We start from the raw sequence: 21,976 nt of genomic DNA, 5'->3' as shown, positions 1-21,976 counted from the left end.
AAATAAGATTGACTCCTCAGGGATGAGGGCAAATATACAGTTGATTAGTCTCTAAACCATATTACCCCCATCATTTATTAGAAAAAAATCAGCGCTTATGGCGCGTTATTTCACTCCAAATGGTTTTCCGGGTATACCCTGAATGGACAGGCGTATGAATATATACGCAGATCATATTCTCGGGGATATTATCCTTCATGACATTGGATCAAATCCTTATTCTGCTTATTTTAAGCGTGACTATCGTTCTTTTTATTTGGGGGCGCTGGCGGCATGATATGGTTGCTTTGGCAGCCTTATTAGTTTGTGTATTTGTTGGGCTGATCCCCCCTGAAAATGCTTTTATTGGTTTCGGTCATCCGGCAGTGGTTACGGTGGCTTGTGTATTAATTCTGAGTAGAGGATTACAGGATACGGGGGCAATGGATGCCCTGGCGCAGCGTGTGGTAAGAAAAAGTGGCAATATCTCAATATCCATATTGTTATTGACGGGGTTGGCTGCCTTTTTATCCAGTTTTATGAACAATGTGGGTGCTCTGGCTTTATTGATGCCCGTAGCTGCTGATATGGCAGAAAAACAAAAGATGGCACTGGGAAAAATCCTAATGCCGCTCTCTTTTAGCACTATTTTGGGAGGCATGACGACCCTGATAGGGACGCCGCCAAACTTGGTGGTATCCGGTTTCCGTGCCGATTCTGGTGCGGGTAGTTATGGCATGTTTGATTTCACCCCTGTCGGCCTGGTGGTTGCGATAGCTGGGATTCTATTTATTACATTTGTCGGTTGGCGTTTGGTGCCTGTTCGTAACCGGGCGGGAGCTTCTTCTTTTGAAACTGGCACCTACCTGACAGAGGCTCTGGTCGAGGAAAAAAGTGCGGCTGCCGGCAAGAATCTACGAGAAATCTCCAAGATGCTGGGAACTGAGGATGCCCAGATAGTGGGTGTTGTACACAATGATGCCAGGGTTTCTCCTGCGACGCCCTGGCACAAAGTTAATAGTGGCGACATATTGGTAATTGAGGCCGAGCCAGAGAGTCTTGCCACCTGCTTATCCAATCTCAGCCTGAAAACGGTGGGAGCTCTTGGATCAGATCCAACTTCCGAGGTAACACAGACTGACGGCGGCGATGCAGAGAGTAATTCCCTAGGGGGAAGCCAAGTTAAAAAACTGACAGACCGCACGGATATGCAGTTGAGGGAGTTGGTGGTTATGCCAGATTCCCCTCTAATTGGACGGCCCGTAAGGTTTTCGCGCCTGGCAGCCAGATATCAGATCCACTTGCTGGCACTTTCCCGCCAAGGGCGTCGTTCGGTGCGCCGCTTGCGCTCAACGCCACTACTCGCCGGTGATGCCCTGTTAATGATGGGAACTGATGAAAACCTGAACAGTTTTTCCCGGAATAAAGGTTGTGTGCCTCTGGCATCAAGGGATATCAGCATCCCGAACAAAGAAAAGGCAGCTATTGCATTACTGGCTATGATGGTTGCTGTTGCAGGTGCGGCATTTGGTTTGTTGCCTGCAGCGATCTCCTTTGCCACTTGTGTGCTGGCTTTTATGGCATTGAAGGTTGTGCCGTTGCGAAATGTCTATGACTCAGTAGATGGGTCCGTTGTGGTTCTATTGGGAACGCTGATCACGGTTGCCGATGCGATGGAGTCAACCGGCGCAGCTGACCTGGTGGCGCAGTTTTTACTGGATGTTTTGGCGCAGGGGAGTGCTGTTTTTGCCCTGGGGCTGATTCTGGTGGTTACCATGACGTTGTCGGACTTTATGAATAATGTCGCCACTGCAGCTGTGATGTGCTCGATTGCGATGAGCACTGCAGAGCAGCTGGCAGTGAATCCAGACAGTTTCCTGATGGCTGTCGCAATTGGTGCCTCTTGTGCATTCCTGACACCAGTTGGGCACCAAAATAACACTCTGATCCTTGGACCCGGAGGATTTGAATTTGGGGATTACTGGAGAATGGGGCTACCTCTCGAGTTGTTGGTATTGGTAGTGAGTATCCCCATGTTACTCTGGGTCTGGCCCCTGTAATCGCGATGAGTTCAGGCGATAGAGTCGTCTACTGGCTGGGCCAGTTCTGCCATAAATTTACTACAAAAGCGCAGAATATCAGTGACTGTCACAATACCAACCAGCTCGCCTTCCCGCATAACCAGTACGGAGCCAATACTGGTATCTGCCATTGCCAGGAGGATTTTATCCAGTGGATCGTGGATATCTGCAATAAAGGGACGTCTGGCACATAGGTCATGCACATAAAGTTGCTGCTCTTCTAACCTATGTCCAGGGGCATTGGCTCTTTCGATATCCCCGCGTGAAATCACCGTCTCTAAATCGCCAGCCCGTGTGACTGGCAGGTGGCGCACCTTATGCTCTTCCATCATTGCCAGTGCATCCTCTACCGTGGCATTGATATCGATATGGTAGGGAAATGGCGTCATTAGGGCAGCCAAGGTCGGTATATGGTGGATATTATTGGAGGTGGACATAGTTTGATCTGGGTATCCAATTGTATTTGGCAATATGCCTGATGACCGCTAAACAGTGTCTAATTTGCAATTGACGACTATAGCTACAATATAGCTAATTGCGCTCCCCGTGAATATCCTTTTAAGATTGCAGATATGGCCGCCTTTGTTACAATTCTTAGCCCTTATTTTGAATAATTCCTATTATATTCAAAGGTAGGGACACAAATGGTTGATATTTGCCGGTGAAAGATTATTATTCGCGACCTCAGTCGAAATAAAATCAGTGATTCGGAGTGTTTGCCGAAGCGAGCTGAAATCGGCTAGTTTTTAATAATGTATTTGCCGAATATACCTAACACCAGAACTCACAGGTGTAGTGGTAACTACTCATGGTTATCGGGCAATTCATAATATGCCGGAATAAACATCACTAAGCTGTTTGCCACAGGCTAGCAATAGTGTTTGTTGATTTTTTATACGGTATATCCGAAATAGCAGTCTGTGTCGCCCAGCGACACAGGTATATCTCTGTGTTTTTTAATAACCGTCGTTGAGGTTTATTGAATGTTTCAGGAATACGAACAAATTGAACAACAAATCGCCGAACATCAGGCAAGAATCGAAGAGCTACAAGAGCAAATGGCTCAAGCTGAACGCAAAAAGGATGGTGTAATCGCCTACGATAAGGCACTGGTAAACCTTGCCGCTGAATACCACATGGAAGAAGAGGAGTTCTTCGTTGCACGTGGTCAGCAAATCGTTGAGTGGCTGGTTGCGCAATTGGGTGATGAAGACCCCGCAGATTACGTGCAAACCCTTAAAGCCCGTGTTGCCCGCCACTTGAAGAAAGAAGGTGACAGCCCGCGTCGCGGCCGCCGTGCAGCGCCTGCTGCAAAGACAGCAGAGCCTAAGCTGGAAACGGGTCACTATCGCAATCCATATACTGGCGCTACTGTTGAGAAGAAAAAACGCAACCCTAAGGCTCTCAGCCAGTGGATTGATGAGTACGGTCTGGATACTGTAAAAGAGTGGAAAATCTAACTCTGGGTGACCACTAATTTGATGCCGGATATCCGGCATCAAATATTTTTTTAAAAACCTTTCGAGTTTATTTTATCGCATTATTTGGCATTTTCGCCGCATCTTCCCTTTACTTGCCTTATTATACTTTGCATAAGTCTGCCCCATTATTTTCAGGGAGTTTATGCTGTGGTTTCAAGATTTAAACGGTATATTTTCTGTATACTTTTTGTTCTGGTTGGAGTTCCGAACTCGGCTTTTGCGGACTCTTCTGAGTCTCAGGCACAGGTTATTTACCTGGTACGCCACGCAGAAAAAGAGAGGGGGCCTGGAGTTGGTCGAGATCCTAACCTGACTGAGGTGGGTCGGCAACGTGCGCGACAACTTGCCTATATTCTTGGTGGTGTAGGAATCGATACTATCTATAGCACTGACTACAATCGAACCCGGGAAACGGCTGAGCCTCTGTCAAAAGAATTGGGGCTTGAAGTCAAAATTTATGACCCAAGAGATTTAAAAGCGTTTGCTAATTCTTTGAGTCAGGCAGGAAAGCGAATTTTAGTCGTTGGGCACAGCAATACCACCCCAAAACTTGCAGAGTTACTCGGCGGTAAAAAAGGGCGGCCTATTAGAGAGGCCAGTGAATTTGACCGCCTGTATATTCTTGTGCGTGATGATGAGGGAGTAACCACTCTGATTCAACGCTATGGTCCGATGAAGCCGCTGCAAGATGATAATATCAGCACAGAAACTCTTTAATTAATAATTTCTTTTACAAACCTATCGACTACCTGTGAAGCCGGTCCGTGTCGGTGCTCCTTGAAGGCATCACCGATACTACTGCGCTCCAGGTTAAGCTCTATGGTCTGGGCTCCGGCTTGGTTGGCACATTCGACAAACCCCGCTGCTGGATAGACATTCCCCGAAGTGCCGATGCTAATAAATAGATCGCATTCCGATAGTGCTTCATAGATAGTATCCATTTCGAGCGGCATTTCGCCGAACCAGACTACATGTGGACGAAGGGTTCCCGCTTGCTGGCAGCAGTCACAAATATCTGCCATAGAGAGGTCTGAGTTAAGCGAAAATAGTTCGTTACTCAGACTGCAGCGTGCTTTTAGCAACTCGCCATGCATATGAATGAGTTGCTCGCTTCCTGCCCTCTCATGCAAGTTATCTATATTTTGGGTAACCAGTAAGTATTCCCCCTGAAATTTCTGCTCCAGTTCAGCCAGGGCCAGGTGGGCGGGATTGGGTTTGATATCCGCAGATAGCAGTTGCTGGCGGCGTTCATTGTAAAATCTGTGTACCAATGCGGGATCGCGATCAAATGCTTCCGGAGTGGCGACATCTTCCAGACGATAATTTTCCCAAAGGCCATTGGCTCCGCGAAAAGTACCTATGCCGGATTCGGCTGAAATACCGGCACCGGTAAGCACTACAATTTTTTGATACTGGTTTTTCATTTTCGGCCTTAAGTAGGAACTATTGAGATGCTTAGTAGAAGCCTGATGACTTTAGGTGATGGGCTTGTGTAGCCATTGATATTATCGTCTCGGCGCTTCCATGTGCAGATTTTTATCGATGAAGATATTGCCGCTGACTGATAACTAAAATGCAATGGCTTTTATCTACCATTTGGTTATTTATGGCTGTGGGTTTAGTGCATTTTCAGTTTTGGTTTTACAAAGCGGTTTGCCTGCCCAATCAGGTAGAGCAACATAGCGCGAGGCCATCCGTGAATTGCAGCCAGGTGCATGCGATAGAGTGAGCGGTAGGCAAGGCCGGCGAGGCGCCCCTCTATTGTAAGGCTGCCTTTAACCAGTGCCCCCATCAGGTTGCCAATGGCAGTGTACTGACTGAGGGATACCAGAGAGCCTCGGTCTCGATAATAAAAATGGTGCAAAGGTTTATCTTCTACAAGGGCGATAATATTATCGCCAGCCAGGGTCGCCATTTGCTGTGCAGCCTGGGCGCGTGGCGGTACTCGTTGGTGATTGCCATCGATACAACTGGCGCAATCTCCCATGGCAAAAATCTTAGGGTCAGTTTGGGTTTGAAGCGTGGTTTCCACTTCGATTTGATTGAGTCGATTAGTGCTGAGACCATCCAGTTGGGTTAGGAACTTCGGTGCCTTGACACCGGCGGCCCACACCCGGATGGCTGCAGGTAACTCGTTTCCACAGGCGGTCACAAGCCCATTTCTCGTTGCGGCTGCGATATGGTGCCCTGTGAGAATATTGACTCCCATCTTGGCCAGTTCGTGTTCAGCATTATTACCAATTCGTTTAGGAAGTGCAGGAAGTAGGTGCTCGCCTCCCTCTATCAGGGTGATCTCCATGGCATTGGGACGAATGCGCCCATAGTTGCCAACCAGCTTTACTGCATCTACTAATTCAGCTGAGAGTTCTACGCCCGTTGCCCCCCCGCCAACAATTGCCACTTGTAGTTTATCGTCGACACAGGTTTCCAAGCGCAGGAAATGATTGAGAAGATTTCGGTGAAACCTTTGAGCTTCACTGCTGCTGTCCAGAAAAAAACAATTCTCCCTGACACCGGGAATATGAAAGTCATTACTGTGCCCGCCGATGCACAGCATTAAATAATCGTATTCTAACTCCCTTGCGGGCACTAATTCATTGCCATCATCATCATTGACCTGGTCCAGCTCTATAACCTGGCGCTCGCGGTCGAGAGACTTCAGGCTTCCCAGCTGGAATTCATAACCGTGGATACGGGCGTGCACCTGATAGTTCAGCGCATCCATATTGGCATCCAGTGCGCCAGAGGCAACTTGATGCAAAAGGGGTTTCCATAGGTGGGTTCGACTTTTATCAACCAGAGTGACTTTTGCGGCGGGGGATTTGCGGCGACGTTTAAAAAAAGGTGTGAAAGAAAAATGTTGACCGAGCCGTGTTGCCAAGTGCAGGCCACTGGCGCCGCCGCCAACAATAACAATCTTTTTCATGTGGGTCTTCCTGTCGATTACTAAAAGCCGACTCCCCAATCTGTGAAGACCTTTTTGTTTTTTGTAGCGCTAGTATGTCGCGACGGGAGATAGCTGACAAGTTAATAGGAGCCGGTGTAGAACCTTTTTTTAAGTGAAAATATACAAAATCCATAACCGACCGCTGCATGGGTTTGAAAAAATCCTCAGGCCTGGCTCTGCACGGTTTCGCTGTCCTGTGTGATCAGCGTGCGCCAATCCTCTGATTTACGCAACTGAACGCTTACTTCTGAGGTTTCTGAACCTGTAACCACACCGATAACGGAGGCCTGGGTGTATCCTCGTTGCAGCAGTGCTCCGATACAGGCTTCGGCCTGATCGACGGGTACCGCAGCCAGCAGCCCTCCACAGGTTTGTGGGTCGGTAATGAGTGACCATTGTGGTAATGGCTGCCATTCCTGGGGGTTCTCAATAAAGGCGTAAGCACTGGCATTCTGTGGTTGGAGGCTGGATAGCCACCCACGTTCTACACAGGTGGCGGCGCCGGAAATTAAAGGCAGGTTCTCGGCGATTAGCATCGCACAGAGTCCATCGGGCCCGAGCATTTCCAGCAGGTGGCCCAGTAAGCCAAAGCCGGTGACATCGGTCAGTGCGTGGGCGCCATGTCTAGCAAATATTTCTGCGGCTTCCCCATTACTGTGCAGCATGGTTTCCAGTGCCTGCTGCAGCCACAGGCCTTTGGCTTCTCCCGCCCCCTCTGCGGCCAGGATGGTACCCACACCCAGGGGTTTGCTGAGGATTAGGCAATCCCCTCTGCGGGCACCGGTTTTTTCCAGTAGGTGTTCCCGCTCTGCCAGTCCGTTGACGGTGAGCCCCATCAGCATTTCTGAGCCTTCAGCAGTGTGTCCGCCAGACAGAACACAATGGTGGCGGTTAAGTTCGTGGATGGCACCTGCGAGCAATTGCTGCAGGTCTCGCCGGGTAATTTCTTCAGCAGCTGTCGGCAGGGTAGCGAGAATTTGTGCGCTGGCAGGGCGGGCATTCATGGCGAACAGGTCGGACAGGGCGTGAAGGGCTGCCAACCGGCCAAAAATCCAGGGATCATCCACAGGGGCCCGCAGTTGATCGGAACTCTGAACTAATAAGTGGTTAGGGGGCAGGTCCATGACGGCAGCATCATCGCCAACACCTCGCAGAAGATAATCAGAATTCTGTGTCGGTAGGGTGGCCAGAGTGCGCCGCAGTATATCAGCTCCGACTTTTGCACCACAGCCATTGCAGCGCATGGGTGAAAGAGAAGTGCCCGCACGCTGATCTACGACTTCACCTGTTTTGGTTTTGGAGTGGCCAGCCATATCCATTGGGAGTTCGCTGAAGCGCCGCATAAATGCGCGGTCGATATAATCCTTCCACCGCCACATCAGATGGCCAGCAGCAGCGAGACCGTTGCGAACAGCGACAGCCCGTTTGCCGCCACAGGAGAGCAGGCTGAGAAAATCCCGCTGCGGCCGATATTGTTTTAAACGCTGTCCGATCAGGGAGGCGCGCAGGTTGTGAAATAAGATCGGTCCTTGGCGAACGGCGTAAACCCCAGCCTTTGGCAGGGGTTCCGGCGCAAAGCTTGCAACATCACCGGCAGCAAAGATATCTGCTCTTCCCTCAGCGCGAAGTGATTGATCCACCAGGACAAACCCCTTTTCATCCAGCGAAAGGCCGGAATTAGCTAACCAGGGTGGGGCGCAGGCATTGGTTGTAAGGATGACCTGGTCCAGGGAGAGGCACTCGCCTCTGGCATTGACGACACCCTGTTCGGTAATTTCATTTACCGCCCAGTTATGGTGTAGTTGGACACCCAGCTTTTCCATTTCCCTGACGACTAATTTTCGCGCTCGGTTTGGGTAGCCCTGGGGTATAGCACTTGCACCGTGAACCAGGTGAATTTCAGCGCGCTTTTCCTTAACTGCCCCCTGCAGGGCGCGGGCCATTGCCATGGTCAGTTCACAGCCCCCGGCACCGCCGCCGACAACCCCCAGACGCATTGTGGAGTCGCCTTCACCTGCCTGCTTCTGGACTTTTTGCCAAAAACGGTAGAAGTGGCCTATGGGTTTTACTGGGATTGCCAGTTCGGAACCTGGTAACTCGCGGGCGGGAGTGGCGCCTACATCCAGAGAGAGCAGATCGTATTCCATCGGGGGCCTGCCCAGTAGGGATACGCTGCGGGCTTCAATATCAATCTCGTGGGCACAGGCCTGAACAAAACGGGCTCCTGCAGCTCGGCACAGCCGGGCGAGATCAATGTGGGTGTCATCCAGGGAGTAGTGGCCAGCGACCATACCGGGCAGCATGCCGGAATAGGCAGTTTGCACTTGTGGAGAGACCAGGGTCAGGCGCGCGCCGGGCAGTGGGTTCATGGCCCACATTTGCAGCACAATAGCGTGGCTGTGGCCGCCGCCGACCAGAAGGATGTCCTGATAGTTTGGGTGCTCCTGCATGTCTGCTCACTGGCTGGGTAAAAGAAAAAAATGAGAGGCGGTAAACGATACAGGCTTCCCAAATTCCCGCGCCGCGCAAATACACTCCTGGATAAATAGTAGACAGTTCGCATTTAGCTGCGAGCGAATGAGCGACGTGACTGCCTATTATCGCGGATAGGGGCGTCAGGGTAAAAAAATCCCCAAGTGCTGGTCTTTACTGTATGGGCCTAATTGCAATTGCAGTCTGCGTAAAACCTATTGCCCGGCGCTTAATTCTAATGCCCTCAGAGCCTACTACTCAAAGTGCCTTTTGCCGCCGCTTATTGTGGTGGTTGTTCTCCGCACTATTGCTGGTGGAAGTGGTGCATTGGTGGGCGGCACATTGGGTGCGTGAAAAAACCGACCAATGGATGGAGGAGCGGGGGCTTGAGTTTCATGTTAAGCATCTGCAGGTGTCACTCCTGGACTTGAGTGTTAATGCTCTCGGTGTAAAAGCTAAAAATCAAGAGGGGCGGGGATTCTCTGCCCGTGAAGTGATGCTCGACTACAGCTGGTGGCAATTACTGCGTGGCAGGGTCCATTTACCCAGAGCCTCGGTGAGTGGTGCATATATGGACCTCCAATCCACCCCCGGTGAACTCTATCGAGTATGGGAAGTGGGAGGGTGGAGCCTGGGAGGGGGGAAAAGACAGGACCGGGACTTCCGCCTGACGATTGGTTGGGCGCAAGTGCGCGACAGTGAACTCTGCTATTTACACAAGCCGATCTGGATGGAAGCCACCTGTGCCTCCTTCGATGATGTTCGCGCAAGTGACTTCTTTTTGAGTTTGTGGCGCAAAGGTGATGTGCCCCTTAAGGTAGACATCGAGGCAGCTGATTTACTGGTCAGTGATTTGTTGGCCTGGGAGAGAGGTCAATCCCACTACAATACGGTGATTGGACAGCTGCACGGGGATAGGGTCAGCTTCCTTTGGCCGAGCCTTGATACGGGCGTAAGTGAATTTAGTGCGGAGTACTTTTCTGGGTGTCCCCCACAGCCTTGGGCTGACGCTATACAGGGGTTACAGCAGCTGATTGGTCACTGCGCTTCAGCGCGGCGGCTCAAAGCGAAAGGCGATGTGCGATTTGGCTTTGGTCGCAAAGCGATTGCCCGATGGCACATGTTAAATGGTGACGATGTTGTGCTGCGGCGCAGTGATCAACGCTGGCAGGATTGGCGAGCGGGCGTCATCAGTATCAGTGACTTCGATTTTGTCCGACAGAAAAAGCGCATTCAATGGGAGCGGGGTTTTGCCCAGGCATTTGACTGGTGCCCCTTGGATCTGCGCAATGCCAACTCCCATCTCTGCCTGCGGGCCGCCAACCTGGATCTCCCCGAAGAGACCGTTTTCGATTGGAATCATCGTTTAAAAATAACTACGGGGTCCAGTTCGATAAACCGGGGCTACCTCTTGGATATGGCGCAATCTACAAGCCATCCTATCAGGGCAAATAATGGTGTATTTGGCCCCCTTCAGTTTTATGCAAAAACTCGAATACTGTCTTTTGCCCATCTTGCGATTGAAACCGCTAATGGATGTGTACCGGGGGGGCTTTGGCAGAAACCTGACCATTGTATGTCCATGGTTGGACTCAAAAGCACAGAGGAGTTTGCTTTTCGTTTTGGCTCTGCCAAGCAAGATATAGGCTGGGGGCTCTCCAGTGGTCCACTGCAATTGGCACAATTCTCCATAGGCGCCAGGGGGAGGCCGAGGGCTGAGCTGCATGAATTGCGCTGGCAATCCATTGATACCATTGGTAATGATGGCCCCCTATCAGCGCAGGACTTTTTCTTACAATCTCTTTCGGGCTGTGTGCCCCAGGACTTCCTACCTCCGGATTGGCAACCCTTATGTGCACGATTAAACAGTCTTTCTGGGCGGGGGCACTTTGCCTGGCAGGGGGGGAAAGATGGATATGCCATATTGGGAAAAATGAGGTTGCACCGATTACGGTTAAATGATTCCGGTGGCGTGGGTGGAGGTTTACTGGTTCAGCAGTTTGAAAGTGGAGACAGTTTCTATAAAAGAAAGGTTGCAAATAATCCTTGGTTGGCAAACACCCAGTTGCCAGGAATTCCTGCGGGGGCCGAAGATGATAACTACGGTAGCGAAAAAGGAAGATTGGATCAACAGGATATTGATGCGGAGAAAAGTCCCGATGATTTAGCGCTGGCAACCGTAGAGAACCCCAATCTGGAAATAAAGAGCCTCTCTTTAAAGCAGCTTGGTGGGTGCCTTACCCAAAGCTGGATCAGATTATTCTATCGTGCCAATAAAAATCACGACGAGCTACCTGTTTGCTTTGACATTCGAACTTTACGCCAGGGCGAACCTTTATTGATAGCATGGCAAGAGGGGATAGATGTTTCCATAGGAGAAGTTTCTGTCGACAGTGCAGAGGCTAAAACAAAGGAGAACAGAAAGCTATTTGAGTTTGCTGGAATAGAATTGCCACTCGCCAGGATAAGACATAGAAGCAGACCGGACTCCCAAACTTACATTGCTTTGCCGGATGCAGTTGCGGAACAGGTTAAAAGCTGTTTTCCCAGTGGGCGGATGGTGAGTTCACTGGACATTCACTGTGTGGAAGTAGAGCGCCTTTCATTAGGAGATTATTTCTATCTTTATACCAGTCCACATTACTTATCCACCAATATGGATAATTCGGCGATTAAATCAGTGCAATTGCGGAATCTGTCGGAGGTGAAAACATTTGATATTGGGGGTGTACTTATACCGAAGCTGGAATTGTTATGGTCCCGAGAAAAACCTGAGCAGTCAAAAATTGAATTTCAGGATGTTACTGCAGATACCTTGACGCTGTGCCTTCCCAAGCTGGCGGAAAAAAACAAGTCGATACCAACCTGTGTCTATGGACGAGACCTTCACTCCGTAGGGCAGAGTGGTTGGTCTATTGACGAGATAGAGTTTAAAAATAATATTGGAGCTGAACCTTTATTACAACTGGGGCAAGTTGTCACTGAAAGAATGTCTTTCTCTGCCAGTACTCTCGATCTATATGGGCTGAATATAAACAATGTCCTGTTTTGTGGTTTACAGGCCTTTTTCTCAGAAAATAATAGCGAGATGAGGCTTGCCGATTGTATTGAGACGCCACAAGTCAGCTTTAGTGGCTCATGGGTAAAGGTGGGAATAGGACCCGGTGCTACCCGGTTGGAATTGGGACCACTAAAGAGCGAGCCTATCGCCTTTTGGCAAAAGGGTAGTGATTACTTGCAGGCAGGGGTACAGAGTCTGAGTTGGGGCCATTTTGTCTGGGACAGTGGCGCAGTATTTTCAGTATCAGATTTAAATTTACTAAATATCCGGGTGTGCACCAAGGATACAGGACTGGCAGTAACGGTGGCCAAGTTGAACCGGGCTAAGGTAGGCGATTCCCATCACTGCTTTGGTGTGGATAGGTTATCCATGCCTGGATTGCAGAAAATAAAGCTATCTACTCCTTGGTCAGTGCAAGGCTCCGTGGAACTGGTGGGATTATCCATACCCAGAAAAAAGCTGGGACCACTAAAAATCCCAAAATTTGAAATCGATAATATCTCTCTGCAAGGTGAATCTCTCGCTCAAGCAACTGGTGCCAGGGGGTGTATGCCCGCAGGTATGCTAAAAGATGACAAAATTGCTCCCTGCTATGAATTTGGGGCATTTAGTATTGGCAAGGCAGAGGGCACTAATGGTGCTGGCGGGCGGCAGCTTATACTTTCGGGGATCAAAATTAGTAATGTAAAGCTGCATGAACAGAATTTTCCGCAGGACTTGCCTCTTAAGCTTTTATCTGTATCCGGTATGGGGGCCGGGCACTTAAGTATTGGTCGGCAGGGAATTGATTTTAGAGAATTACAGTTCGAGGAGATTGCTGGTTGTTTTCCCAGTGGCTACCTGGATCAGGGCGATCACTGCTTTAGTTTTTCAAGTTTAATGTTGGAGGGAAACTACCATCGCGGCCAAGGGGCTGATCTCTCGGTTGTACGGGTCAATGGTATAACCTTGTTTTCACCGACAGGGGAAGAGTTAGTACACGGTGAGAGTATTACCTTTTCGAATTTACTCTTTACGGATACTGAGTGGCGCTTTGCCACTGCTGAGGCCCTTCATTTTCACTTTTTTGAACGAAATCCAGGAAGCCTGGAGTTTGATCGTCATAGATGGATGGCTGATTTCAAGTCCCTTTGGGTTGAAGGCTTAAGCTACTACCGTCCAAAGAAGCTTCTCAATATTGGGTTTATCGATTTCCTGCGCCCCCGATTCATTCTTTTGAGGGACTTGTCTGGAAAGTTCCCTGTAGCCAGGAAGATAAATGAGCTGAGAGGGTTTGGTGGTATTGATACATTTACGTTCAGAGAGAAGGGTGTTTCCCCTTTGCTGTACCATCTCGGTGATCTCTATCTAAAACATGGTACTTTCAGTTGGGTCGATCACCAGGATGAATTCCGAGCTCGCCTGCCAGTCAGGGATATCAATTTTAATCTCAGCGATTTAAGCAATCTGGCTGAACATCCCCCGGCGGTAATTGTCGTCAATGGGAGGCCTGGTGGATTTGGTGAAGTTCAGATAGGGGGTACGGTAGATTACCTGGGCGACAAAAAGTGGAATGCGGATCTCACCGGATACCTTACCAGCGTAAACCTGATTCCTGCTACGCCCTATATGGCGAAGTTATTGGGTTATAAAATTCTTCAAGGACAAGGAGATGCTGTAGTTAATATCCAGGTATTCGAGAACCAGCTGAATGGTTTTGCCGATATTCGACTAGAGAAACTAAAAGTTCGCCGAGTTCGGAAAGATGATCAGCTTCCAGTAAAGTCAACGCTGATACCCCTGAACGTTGCTTTGTGGCTGCTCAAAGATGGTAAAGGAGATATCAGGTTTAGTATGCCGGTAAGTGGCAATATTCGCGATCCCAAATTTTCTTTTAGCTTTGTATTTAGTGAACTCCTACAGAAGGCAATTATAGATGCCCTGATTAGCTACTTTACTCCTTATGGGGTTTATCTGTTGGTGCGCTATGCCTGGGGGCGATTCCGGGCTAAATCTTTTACCTCTATCGATTTTGAGCCAGGCAGCTCAGAATTGACTAACCTGGCATTGACTCAGCTGCAACGTATGGTGTTTGTGCTACACAAAAACCCTGATGCGCGGCCGGGTGTCTGTGGTATTTCCAATGCCAGAGACTGGCAAGCCCTCTATCCCTATGCGGCGGCGGGTATAAGTAGGAGTCGAAGAGCTCTGGTTGCATTCTATCGCAATCCACCTCTGGAGCTTCGTGAAGAACTGGAAAACCTGGCAATGGAGCGTAGCAGAGTAGTAGAGAGATATTTAATTGATGCAGGAATTGAAGCCTCGGAATTAATTCCCTGTGCACCTGATTATATTGGTAAGGACTTTGGTGATCCGAGAGTTGAGTTTTCAAATTAGACGTCCAATACATATCTTAAATAATTTAAATATTGTTTGGTTTCTTGATAACTTCTCTGATTGATGTATGTCTTCAAGTGTTTTTCTTGTAAGTGAGTATTAATTTATTTTGGATGTGGGTAATTTTTTACTTGGGAATATCTATAGTTTTTTTATTGTGGCTTGAAGAGACGGAATAAAGTGTGCATAGTCACTTTAATAAGTGGCTTATTAATATACTTTGGAAGTGTCTGTAGCGATTTTATGCAGATTGATTGTGCACTAACTCACACTGCTTTGTGAGGGTCAGTTTAATATTGCTTTAGATCAATTGTTGTTAACTTTTATATGATAGTTTCCACTTATAGTTTTATATTGATTTTTTAAGTAAGAGATATCTAGGTAGAAAAATGACTCAAGTACACGGAAGTTGCCTCTGCGGTTCAGTGACAATTAGCGCGTCTTTGCCCTCTTCAAACCTGGGGGTTTGTCACTGTGGTATGTGCAAGAAGTGGGGTGGTGGCCCCTTACTGGCTGTGGACTGCCAAACCAGCGTTGAGATTACCGGAGAGGAGCACGTCAGTGTGTTTGACTCATCAATTTGGGCCGAGCGAGGTTTCTGCTCTAAGTGTGGTTCCCATCTCTTTTACCGCCTAAAGGAAACTTCCCAGTATTCGGTGCCGGCGGGAATCTTTGATCTTCCGGCAGATACAACAATGACGCACCAGATCTTTATCGATGAAAAACCGGATTACTACGAGTTTGCCAATGAAACTCAGAAGATTACTGGGCTCGAGATAGTCACTGAGTATTCATGATAGTGAGTGCTTGCTAGCTCGTGGATATCTTGTGGATAAGGCTATATGTGCGCCTGGGATACACTTTGGGGTTACTATAGTGTCCTAGGGCTGTATCGCCGCTCCCTCCAATGGTGATTTCAGCTTTGAAGGGTACCAACTGGGACGTCTATGTGGGTGTTACTCGCTACGGTAGTTCTTTTAGCTCTCTAGCGTTGGTGTCCGGATATTTAGTTCCGACAGCACCTAATCTTTTTGGGGGTCGGGAGCATTAAGATGTAATCGGAAGGTAATACGGACTGGCTAAATTCCATGACTGAAACCCAAATTGTAGAAATTTTCCTGGCCAACCAATGGTGGTCCATCCTGGCGTTGGTGGTAATTGTAATTGGCGTAACTTTATGCTGGTTTGGAGGCCTGATGGCTGCGTTGACAGCCCTGGGTAACAAGCGTTGGGTTTGGGGGATTGTAACGATCGTCCTAGGACCGATTACCGGCATTCCCTATGCGTTGCGTTACAAGGAGGCCGAATATGCCCGTTCGCTGATGCTGCGCGGCGTATGGGTCCTGTTGGTAGGCCTGATAATGGCTGCCGCCATCTTATTCTTTGGCCGCTAAATGCCACTCGAGCGCTGGTGCTCTCTTAGCCAGCGCTCCTCACCTCTAATTGAATTTTTCTGTCGCTCCTTAGGCATTCTTAATCAGGCGGTCTGTGCGCAAGCGTTCCCGTTTATCAAACATTTGCCTAGAGGCCAATGCAACAGCGAGAAAGGTGCCGAAGCCAGTACCTGATGCAATCGCAAAGAGAATAAGAATCTGATATTTCACGGCAATTGTGGGAGAAGTACCAGAAAGAATCTGCCCTGTCATCATCCCTGGTAAGAATACTATGCCAGCGGCAGCCATTGAGTTGATGGTTGGCATCATCCCTGCGCGCATCGCATCCCGCCGGAATTCCAGGCTGGCTAGTTGCCAGGTCTGTCCCAGCATCAGGCGATTCTCAATGATATCCCGTGAGCGCCGCATACTCTCAGTCAAGCGGTCCAGGCTCAGAGCGACGCCAGTCATTGTGTTTCCCAGCAGCATGCCTAAAAGTGGAATGGAATACTGTGGTTGATACCAAGGAGTGGGGCCAATAAGTACGGCCAAACTTAAAATAGTGATACTGAAAGCGGACACCAGCATTGATAGGGTGCCAATAGCAAAGCTCCAGCCTCCGCGCAGGCGATACTTTTGTCGGGCAGCCACCTGTTGTCCGGCAAATAACAGCATTGCCATGGCCAGCAGTCCGATCCAAAGCAAGGTGCCAACTGCAAATAGGGTTTCCAGTACAAGCCCGACCAGCGTTAGCTGAATTGCTGTACGCAGGGCGGCAATGACCAGAGATCGACTCAACTGTAGACGTGCGATATGAGTACAAACAGCCAGGGCTAACACCAGCCCCGCCGCTAATGATAATTGCCACCAGGATAGGTCGATCACACTCATTGATGGACGTCCTGTTCTTCCAGTTGGTTATTAACAATGGCCAAGTGGCGGTGAGCTACCCTTCGAATCTGCTCCTGGCTATGAGCTACCCAAATCGTAGGCAGCCTGTGTTTTTCAATGAGCCCCGTCAGCCATTGCTCTACTACTTGAGTGGAGTCGGCGTCCAAGTTGGCCGTGGGCTCATCCAGAAGAAGTACTTGGGGTTTGTAGGATATTGCGCGAATAAGGGCCAGGCGCTGCTTTTCTCCCGAAGAGAGTCGATTTACTTGCCACTTTACCGCGTCCTCAGGAAAGCCGAGACCTTTTAAAGCATCATTCATGGATGATGCGAAGTGATCGCCGACAGTTTCTCCCCACCAGGCACTCTGCGCAGGAACCAACATCACATGGCTTCTCCACTTGTGTGCTGGATAAGCACATTGAGATTTATCACCCAGGAATATATCACCAGAGTGAGATTCTAAGTCTGTTATGGCTCTAAGCAAGCGACTCTTCCCAGCGCCAGATGGACCAGATATGCAAGTAATTAGGCCGGGCTTTAGGGTAAAGCTCACGCCCTGCAAAGTGCCGATGGAAAGGTCTTTGATTTTAAGGTCCGGCATGGATGGCTCTGTATAGATATTGGATACCAATAATTATCTTCACATTAGCTGTCTGAGTGAAGCGCTTGTAGTTCTATTGAAAATCTCAAATCTCAAATCTCAAATCTCAAATCTCAAATCTCAAATCTCAAATCTCAAATCTCAAATCTCAATGCGGAAAATAAATTGTTATTTGGTCCTATTATTTTAATAATCTCAATATAAGAAATTGTATTTCTTGCATATTATAGGGTTATGTTAAGAGAAGTAACTCTTTTTCGCCTTTTTCATATTTGTCTAGTGAATTATGACCAAAAATTTGCTTCTTTCTTGGTGGGAGGGTTTTAGGTGAGAGGGTTTTAGATATTTTTAATTCTACTCGTAGGTGGATACTCTTCTACTATAGAGCATATTTGCGACTCTTCTGAAAATAAAAATTTATCTGAAAGGCTAAAGATAAAATTATACGATGTAGGGTATATTACAGGAATATTTGAAACTACGGTTCTTTATGGTGCAGAAGCTAATTTAATGGTTCTTCCCTGTATTTCTTGTGTATACAATTACGAGTTGCTTGAAATTGCTGGGTCGAGAATTTTATTTCTTGCGCTTATCTACTATGGAACTATGAGAATTATATTTATGGTAAAGGTGAAGTGAATTTTTATAGGGTGGGTTGTTGATCGTAAAATTAGGGGTGTAAATTATGTGATAGAAGTTGATCTCTATCGGATTTTTAGGTTTTTAGTCTTCTTAATAATGACTTCAGGGGATTTATGTTTATAGAAATTTCTCGGTAAATATATTTTATATGCAAGTTTGAATTTACCGTATGCGAATTTATTTCATTAACGGGTTTGGGTGTAATAAGTGGTGATGGTGAATTTATTATTGTTGAATTTAATTAATTGCCATGTTAGAAAGCGTGCGAATTTTATCCTGTTGTATTGTTTTATTGCGGTGAACGTATGTGGATGGATGTGGCAGGCTAAAGGGATAAATTATAAGAATATAGGAAGGGAATAAGTGAAATACTCGTCGAGATCGACAGTTGTTATGGGACTGGCACTAGTTGCTGGGCTGTCGTTGCACTCTCCGGCTAGAGGCGAATCTGGAGTCACAGATAAGTTATCTGGCAGTGAATTGACAGCTGCATCAAAACTAGATGGAGCTAGTGCACTGGAGTTTTCTACTGGAATTGGTACTCAAGTAGAAAGTCAGCTGCTAGTAGATGCTATTCGTAAGCAGCTTTATTATAACGAAGCTGATTCAGTAAGTGCTGAGGCAGAGGATCCGCAAGGTGGGGTTTATTCTCGCGATAATGCAGCATTCCGTTATTTAGATTTAATGTATAGCTTGGATGGTAAATCTGAAGAGGTTATCAATAGCTATCTTAGCAGTGTCTCTCCCAAAGAGTTTTCTGATTTATATGGCTATCCGGAGCGTGCACGTATTTCTGTTGCTGAAGCTCTGATTTACGAACAGTTAGAGTTATATCCCACTAATTTAGACCTGCAACAGTCCTTGCTGGATCTCTATTACGATCGAGCGGTCGCAGAAATTGTTCACGCCAATATTACTCTGGATAAGGCGCTGTCCAGTCGTTTGAATGGAGAGCTGGCTGCTATTGAAATTGAGCATGTCGAGAATGCCTTTACCCTGCTCAATAGTGCTTTCGTTGAGTATGTGGCTCTAGTAGAGAATACGCCCACTTATCTGCAGCAATTGACCAGCTCTCGGGGTCAGGTTAGTCCTCGGTACTATGATCCCGTCACAGATACCCAAAACGATGTCGCCCCAGCCGGTGTTCTGCCCGGCGAGTACAAAGATATCACCTTGCTGTACCAGTTAATGGGTAATCTTGCGGCCATAAAAGTACAGCAGGCAGGCTTATTGATAGAGTCAGGCCAGCTTAACTCTTCCTTGTCTACTCAAATGATCGATGAGATTTTATCTCTGCAGAATACTCTGCTAGCCAAGGAAGCTGATTTACGCGTTCTATTCTCCGGCACTGATTTTACTGAAGTCTCTTCGCATTCCGGCTTACCTCAGGCGGTAGAGCTGTGGCATTTTCAAATTGATCAGCTGGAAAATGCTATGTCCTGGCTTACCGGTGATACTAACTTCCTGGGTATGTCGAAGTTAGCTGTGCCACACGGTTTTAGCAGCGATACACATTTTGATGCTTTCAATATATTGAGTGAGTTCCTCGATGGGGAAGATACAGGCTTTATTGTGCAGGCGGAAAGTAGTCTTGCTGCTGCCAAGTTGGATTATGATAGCTACCTTCATAATGCCCAGGCATTAACGGACGCCTATATTGGGCGCCATGAACTGTCGTCTAATAAATTATACAGTTTGTTAGGTGCTAGGTTCCCAAGTAGTTGCTATGACAAAAACTGTGTAGATATCACCAGTGAGGCTCGAGACAATAGTGAAGTAGCTGCTTGGTCGCGGAATGTAGATAGTGTTCAAAATTCTATCCTCCTAAGTCTTCAGCGGCTTGATAATCGCCTGGCAAAAATCGAGTTGGAAGTGGAGCGCTTAGCGCAAGATGCTGGTGTTGCAGATGGTTTTGAGAAGATTGTTGTGGATTATCGTTCGCAGCAGAGTTCTCTTGGCCAGCAGATTAATCGCATTCGCCAGAAGCAAGAAGTATTCAATTCCCACTCGGTATTGTTCGAATCTCTATCTACAGCTGCCCAAGATTATATGAGCAGTAGCTGGGATGATGTTGACGAGCTTTCAGATCGTGTAACCGCGATCAACAGTTCTATTGATGACTTGGACGATTTTACTCTGCCCGAAGCTGCGAATATGACTCTTGCAGCTGAACACCGTGCGTCTCTGTACGATAACAGTGGCAAAATTCTGGAGGCTGGTAGTCAGTACCGCCTGGAAAGTTTATGGCTCGAAGTGAATGCTATTGTTTTGGAACTCGCCCAGGGTGAAGCGACACTGGTGCAGGAAGCGAAGCGTCTCCCTGTTATTTTGAATCAGGCCAGTAGCTTGATCGCGGTTGCAACCAGTGATGCCCCAATGACCGCTCAGCGTTATTTTGCAGACCTGATTTATTCACGTCGAATTACAGAGACGACCTTAAAAGCGGCCAGTGATTTTGATCGTGCACAACGGTGGCTTTTCTATACTGCCGAGGCGCTGGAGTATAAATGGCAAAAATCTTTCGCTATTCGTGATGTAGATATCAGCAAAGGCTCTGTATTCCATCTGCGTAATGCTGGGGATATGTGGGATTTTTACGGCAAAATGATGGATTTTGACTCGCCGGGTATAGCTACTTCTCATCAGGAAAGTGATGTGTTTTCCATCAAAGAGGATGTATTCGGATACAGGGATAGTATTAACGGTAAAGAACAAACCTATTTACACCCAGATCCGAATCAACAAAACGGTCCCCGCTTAAGCGCCCGAGAGGCCTTTCAAGAACAGCTGAAATTACTGGCACGCACTTTCGGGTCTGACACCTGGGTAACAATCGAGTTTAGTACGGTTAAAGAACCTGTTAGGAGTGATCTTTTCACTGGACCGATTATCAGTGAAGTAGATGGGGAGAATTGTATCGCTGTTGCTGGTGCCTATGGGGATAAGATTGAAACAGTAGAGCTTAATATCCCCATTCTCTATAGCACTAGTGGTGAAGTTCAAACCCCAGCTTACCTTACCTATGGTGGTGCCAGTGTTGTGCGGGACTCTCTCCCTGGAAATGAAGTTATCACTGATGAAGGTGCTGCTGGCGTTGAGGGAGAGTTCAACATTTACAGCGCGCTGTTATGGGATGCCGCGGGACTTTCTCAGCTGGCTGCTGTTCGCAATAGTTATCGTGTGCCTATGAGTGCGTCTCTGGATGTATTTGGGTCTGGAGCAGGCTCTATCAATACGGTTACAGATTTATTTAAGGAGCGCAGTGTTGCGGCGACAGGTTGGCGTTTATCCTTCTTATTGGAGGATATCTACGGTTCAGTGGTGGATGTTGAAGCAATTAGGGACGTAGAACTGATTTTTGAGCATCGCTTTAAGGCTAGCAATTACTCTACTTGTAATGATGGTAGTCCCTCTGGCCCTCTATAATAGTCGTATTTAGTATTAAGAATTTTAGTTTAATTGAGGTAAGAAAGGGATTGCTATGAAAAACGTAATCCCTTTACTAGTAATACCTAAAGTGCATTGCTCTATTCAGAGCCAGTTCCATATTTAGATGAATTTCTAATGAAGGTCATTTCTTAATCTGCATATTGTTGATTCTTTCTATATCGAAATAACACTCGCCGGTTCCATAAATGGTTACTTGAGAATCAGACATGAATGCAGCTAAAGCCATACTGTATTGGGCTTCAGAGTAAAGTGTGAGGCGATCCAGGGAGTTGGTGCTGGAGCATGGAGAGTCAGTTATATCTAAGTCTAGATAGATAGTATTGTAGGGGTTACCTAGCTCGGTAGCTTGAATTTGTTTTATATGGGCTGTGTAGGGACCTGTGGCGGCGCTGGTGTTTAAAGATGCCATGAAAAGTCCGAAAATCGCTAGTTTAAATATGCCTTTTTCCATCGAAGTAAAATTCCTAAAGTAAATTATATGAAGTGGTTTAAAATTGGGTTTTATTTAATTATGTTGGGCATTCAAAATGCACTGATAGCTATTTTTATAGTCAATCTACTAGATGCTGTTCCTATAAATCTTCAGTTAAATACTATTTACACTTTGGATATTTAACAGAA

Annotated in this window: 14 protein-coding genes; 7 read left to right on the top strand and 7 right to left on the bottom strand. The window is 47.5% G+C overall.

Going from position 1 to position 21,976, the window contains the following annotated elements:
• Positions 1 to 197: 197 nt before the first annotated feature.
• A complete protein-coding gene (locus BTJ40_RS19555) occupies positions 198 to 2,039 on the top strand; it encodes an SLC13 family permease (protein WP_108734654.1) in 1,842 nt (613 codons plus the stop codon).
• 11 nt (positions 2,040 to 2,050) lie between these two features.
• Here the strand turns inward: BTJ40_RS19555 and BTJ40_RS19550 are convergent, their stop codons facing one another.
• Positions 2,051 to 2,497, bottom strand: a complete 447-nt coding sequence (locus BTJ40_RS19550; RefSeq protein ID WP_238152068.1) for a CBS domain-containing protein — start codon at positions 2,495 to 2,497, stop codon at positions 2,051 to 2,053.
• 546 nt (positions 2,498 to 3,043) lie between these two features.
• Here BTJ40_RS19550 and BTJ40_RS19545 point away from each other — a divergent pair.
• Both BTJ40_RS19545 and BTJ40_RS19540 read left to right on the top strand, forming a co-directional pair.
• Entirely contained in the window at positions 3,044 to 3,520 is a 477-nt protein-coding gene (locus BTJ40_RS19545; RefSeq protein WP_108734653.1) for a DNA binding protein, read from the top strand.
• Between the two features lie 168 nt (positions 3,521 to 3,688).
• The gene (locus tag BTJ40_RS19540) at positions 3,689 to 4,258 is read left to right on the top strand and encodes a histidine phosphatase family protein (protein ID WP_157954172.1); all 570 of its coding nucleotides are present in this window, start codon (positions 3,689 to 3,691) and stop codon (positions 4,256 to 4,258) included.
• Here BTJ40_RS19540 and cobB read toward each other — a convergent pair.
• The 3 genes from cobB to selD form a co-directional block, all read right to left on the bottom strand.
• Positions 4,255 to 4,965 carry a Sir2 family NAD+-dependent deacetylase gene (cobB, locus tag BTJ40_RS19535; protein WP_108734651.1) on the bottom strand — a complete coding sequence of 237 codons (711 nt, stop codon included), beginning with the start codon at positions 4,963 to 4,965 and terminating at the stop codon, positions 4,255 to 4,257. The two genes, BTJ40_RS19540 and cobB, sit on opposite strands and share 4 nt — an antisense overlap.
• 194 nt (positions 4,966 to 5,159) lie before the next feature.
• Complete coding sequence (locus tag BTJ40_RS19530; protein WP_108734650.1) at positions 5,160 to 6,467, bottom strand: NAD(P)/FAD-dependent oxidoreductase; 1,308 nt, start codon at positions 6,465 to 6,467, stop codon at positions 5,160 to 5,162.
• A 185-nt stretch (positions 6,468 to 6,652) separates the two neighbouring features.
• Positions 6,653 to 8,938, bottom strand: a complete 2,286-nt coding sequence (gene selD / locus BTJ40_RS19525; protein ID WP_108734649.1) for a selenide, water dikinase SelD — start codon at positions 8,936 to 8,938, stop codon at positions 6,653 to 6,655.
• Between the two features lie 203 nt (positions 8,939 to 9,141).
• Between selD and BTJ40_RS19520 the strand changes: the two genes are divergently transcribed.
• The 3 genes from BTJ40_RS19520 (at position 9,142) to BTJ40_RS19510 (ending at position 15,791) form a co-directional block, all read left to right on the top strand.
• On the top strand, positions 9,142 to 14,397 hold the full coding sequence (locus tag BTJ40_RS19520; protein ID WP_108734648.1) for a DUF748 domain-containing protein: 5,256 nt from the start codon (positions 9,142 to 9,144) through the stop codon (positions 14,395 to 14,397).
• 389 nt (positions 14,398 to 14,786) lie between these two features.
• On the top strand, positions 14,787 to 15,194 hold the full coding sequence (locus tag BTJ40_RS19515) for a GFA family protein (RefSeq protein WP_108734647.1): 408 nt from the start codon (positions 14,787 to 14,789) through the stop codon (positions 15,192 to 15,194).
• A 291-nt stretch (positions 15,195 to 15,485) separates the two neighbouring features.
• Positions 15,486 to 15,791 carry a hypothetical protein gene (locus tag BTJ40_RS19510; protein ID WP_108734646.1) on the top strand — a complete coding sequence of 102 codons (306 nt, stop codon included), beginning with the start codon at positions 15,486 to 15,488 and terminating at the stop codon, positions 15,789 to 15,791.
• A gap of 69 nt (positions 15,792 to 15,860) precedes the next feature.
• Here BTJ40_RS19510 and fetB read toward each other — a convergent pair whose 3' ends face one another.
• Entirely contained in the window at positions 15,861 to 16,661 is an 801-nt protein-coding gene (fetB, locus tag BTJ40_RS19505; protein ID WP_108734645.1) for an iron export ABC transporter permease subunit FetB, read from the bottom strand.
• Positions 16,658 to 17,263 (bottom strand): ATP-binding cassette domain-containing protein, encoded by a 606-nt coding sequence (locus BTJ40_RS19500; protein ID WP_108734644.1) that lies wholly within the window; start codon positions 17,261 to 17,263, stop codon positions 16,658 to 16,660. The genes fetB and BTJ40_RS19500 overlap by 4 nt, the downstream gene beginning before the upstream one ends.
• 1,005 nt (positions 17,264 to 18,268) lie before the next feature.
• Here BTJ40_RS19500 and BTJ40_RS19495 point away from each other — a divergent pair.
• Positions 18,269 to 21,331 carry a hypothetical protein gene (locus tag BTJ40_RS19495; RefSeq protein WP_157954171.1) on the top strand — a complete coding sequence of 1,021 codons (3,063 nt, stop codon included), beginning with the start codon at positions 18,269 to 18,271 and terminating at the stop codon, positions 21,329 to 21,331.
• A 145-nt stretch (positions 21,332 to 21,476) separates the two neighbouring features.
• Here BTJ40_RS19495 and BTJ40_RS19490 read toward each other — a convergent pair whose 3' ends face one another.
• Entirely contained in the window at positions 21,477 to 21,806 is a 330-nt protein-coding gene (locus BTJ40_RS19490; protein ID WP_108734642.1) for a hypothetical protein, read from the bottom strand.
• Positions 21,807 to 21,976: the final 170 nt, after the last annotated feature.

Source organism: Microbulbifer sp. A4B17, from assembly GCF_003076275.1.
Classification (GTDB): Bacteria; Pseudomonadota; Gammaproteobacteria; order Pseudomonadales; family Cellvibrionaceae; genus Microbulbifer.
The sequence above is the reverse complement of the archived record's forward strand: the minus strand, read 5'-3'. Positions and strand labels throughout refer to the sequence as shown.